The 3312-nt window shown below is 40.3% G+C and carries 2 protein-coding genes; both read left to right on the top strand.

Annotation, left to right across the window (positions count from 1 at the left end):
• Nucleotides 1–193 precede the first annotated feature (193 nt).
• Nucleotides 194–2374 carry a PTS transporter subunit IIBC gene (locus WKI42_RS09800; RefSeq protein WP_138024188.1) on the top strand — a complete coding sequence of 727 codons (2181 nt, stop codon included), beginning with the start codon at nucleotides 194–196 and terminating at the stop codon, nucleotides 2372–2374.
• Nucleotides 2375–2425: 51 nt separating this feature from the next.
• Nucleotides 2426–3241: an endonuclease/exonuclease/phosphatase family protein gene (locus WKI42_RS09795; RefSeq protein ID WP_368081832.1), complete on the top strand. Its 816-nt coding sequence runs from the start codon at nucleotides 2426–2428 to the stop codon at nucleotides 3239–3241.
• The last annotated feature ends 71 nt before the right edge of the window (nucleotides 3242–3312 follow it).

The raw sequence follows: 3312 nt of genomic DNA, 5'->3' as shown, positions 1-3312 counted from the left end.
CAAGAAGTCCCCCAGAGAAAACTTCTTGATGGCTAATTTGAACTTGAAATTTGGCACTAGAAAATTTTTTGAAAAAAGTGTAATTTTTTTTGTAAAAGCCTTTACAAAAAAAATTAAAGTGGTATAATTAAATCATAAAAGGTGCAAACGTTTTCGTAAAACGTTTGCCTAAATAAAAATAAAGGAGATTTGAATGATGAAAGATACATTCAAAAATGTCTTGTCTTTCGAATTTTGGCAAAAATTCGGTAAGGCTTTGATGGTGGTTATCGCGGTTATGCCGGCTGCTGGTTTGATGATTTCAATCGGTAAGTCTATCGTGATGATTAACCCTAACTTTGCTCCACTCGTTATTACTGGTGGTGTCCTAGAGCAAATCGGTTGGGGGGTTATCGTTAACCTTCATATCTTGTTCGCCCTCGCTATTGGAGGAAGCTGGGCTAAGGAACGTGCTGGTGGTGCGTTTGCGGCAGGTCTTGCCTTTATCCTAATCAACCGTATCACTGGTACAATCTTTGGCGTATCAGGAGACATGTTGAAGAATCCAGAAGCTATGGTAACAACTCTCTTTGGTGGATCAATCAAAGTTGCTGATTACTTCATTAGTGTTATGGAAGCTCCAGCACTTAACATGGGTGTATTCGTAGGGATTATTTCTGGTTTTATTGGAGCAACTGCTTACAATAAATACTATAACTTCCGTAAGCTTCCTGATGCACTTTCATTCTTTAACGGAAAACGTTTTGTACCATTTGTAGTTATTCTTCGTTCAATAATTGCTGCAATTGTACTTGCTGCTTTCTGGCCACTTGTGCAAACTGGTATCAATAGCTTTGGTATCTGGATTGCCAACTCACAAGAAACTGCTCCAATCCTTGCACCATTCTTGTATGGTACATTGGAACGTTTGCTCTTGCCATTTGGTCTTCACCACATGTTGACTATCCCAATGAACTACACAGCTCTTGGTGGTACTTATGATGTCTTAACTGGTGCAGCTAAAGGTAGTCAAGTATTTGGTCAAGATCCACTTTGGCTTGCATGGGTAACAGACCTTGTAAACCTTAAAGGTACTGATGCTAGTCAATACCAACACTTGTTAGATACAGTACATCCAGCTCGTTTCAAAGTTGGACAAATGATCGGTTCATTCGGTATCTTGATGGGTGTGGTTGTGGCTATCTACCGTAATGTTGATGCTGACAAGAAACACAAATACAAAGGTATGATGATTGCGACAGCTCTTGCAACATTCTTGACAGGGGTTACTGAACCAATCGAATACATGTTCATGTTCGTCGCAACACCTATGTATCTTGTTTACTCACTTGTTCAAGGTGCTGCCTTCGCTATGGCTGACGTCGTAAACCTACGTATGCACTCATTCGGTTCAATCGAGTTCTTGACTCGTACACCTATTGCAATCAGTGCTGGTATCGGTATGGATATCATTAACTTCATTTGGGTAACTGTTCTCTTTGCTGTAATCATGTACTTTATCGCAAACTTCATGATTCAAAAATTCAACTACGCAACTCCAGGGCGTAACGGAAACTACGAAACTGCTGAAGGTTCAGAAGAATCTAGCAGCGAAGTGAAAGTTGCAGCAGGCTCTCAAGCTGTAAACATTATCAACCTTCTTGGTGGACGTGCAAACATCGTTGATGTTGACGCATGTATGACTCGTCTTCGTGTAACTGTTAAAGATGCAGATAAAGTAGGAAATGCAGAGCAATGGAAAGCAGAAGGAGCTATGGGGCTTGTCATGAAAGGACAAGGGGTTCAAGCTATCTACGGACCAAAAGCTGACGTATTGAAATCTGATATCCAAGATATCCTTGATTCAGGTGAAATCATTCCTGAAACTCTTCCAAGTCAAATGACAGAAGCGCAACAAAACACTGTTCACTTCAAAGGTCTTACTGAGGAAGTTTACTCAGTAGCAGACGGTCAAGTTGTTGCTTTGGAACAAGTAAAAGATCCAGTATTTGCTCAAAAAATGATGGGTGATGGATTTGCAGTAGAACCAGCAAATGGAAATATCGTATCTCCAGTTTCAGGTACTGTATCAAGCATCTTCCCAACAAAACATGCTCTTGGTATTGTGACTGAAGCAGGTCTTGAAGTATTGGTTCACATTGGTTTGGACACAGTAAGTCTTGAAGGTAAACCATTTACAGTTCATGTTGCTGAAGGACAAAAAGTTGCAGCAGGAGATCTCCTTGTCACAGCTGACTTGGATGCTATCCGTGCAGCAGGACGTGAAACTTCAACAGTAGTTGTCTTCACAAATGGTGATGCAATTAAATCAGTTAAATTAGAAAAAACAGGTTCTCTTGCAGCTAAAACAGCAGTTGCTAAAGTAGAATTGTAATATACTTGAGGTTGGAAGCTGTATTCCAACCTCTTATTTTGGGAGAAAAGCATGAAATTTTTAACACTCAATACTCACAGTTGGATGGAAAAAGAAGCAGAGGAAAAATTCCAGATTTTGCTTGAAGATATTCTTGAAAAGGACTATGATTTGATTTGTTTCCAAGAAATCAATCAGGAGATCACTTCGCCAGAGGTGGAGGTTAATGACCTTTATCAAGCTTTGCCAGCAGCTGAGCCTATTCATCAAGACCACTATGTTAAACTTTTGGTTGAAAAGTTGTCAGAGCAAGGGAAAAATTACTACTGGACCTGGGCCTATAACCATATCGGTTATGATCGCTACCACGAAGGTGTGGCTATCTTGTCTAAAACACCTATTGAAGCCAGAGAAATTTTAGTTTCAGATGTGGATGATCCAACAGACTATCATACTCGCCGTGTTGCCTTGGCTGAAACTGTAATTGATGGTAAGGAGCTTGCAGTTGCAAGTGTCCACCTTTCTTGGTGGGATAAAGGTTTCCAAGAAGAATGGGCACGATTTGAGGCTGTCTTGAAAGAATTGAACAAGCCGCTTTTGCTAGCTGGAGATTTCAACAATCCAGCAGGTAAGGAAGGCTACCAAGCTATTTTAGCTAGTCCATTGGGCTTACAAGACGCTTTTGAAGTTGCTCAAGAGAAAAGCGGTAGCTATACCGTTCCACCAGAAATTGATGGTTGGAAAGGGAACACTGAACCCCTTCGAATCGATTATGTCTTTACTACCAAAGAGTTAGCGGTGGAAAATTTACATGTCGTATTTGATGGTAACAAGAGTCCGCAAGTTAGTGATCACTATGGCTTGAGTGCTATTTTAAACTGGAAATAATAACTGAAAAGAGGTTGGGATTCACAAATTCCAGCCTTTTTCTTATTAGAGAAGCTACTGGAAATAGCCTA

The organism is Streptococcus pseudopneumoniae (assembly GCF_038148935.1).
In the GTDB taxonomy this organism is placed as follows: Bacteria; Bacillota; Bacilli; order Lactobacillales; family Streptococcaceae; genus Streptococcus; species Streptococcus pseudopneumoniae_U.
This window is presented reverse-complemented; position numbering and strand designations above follow the sequence as displayed.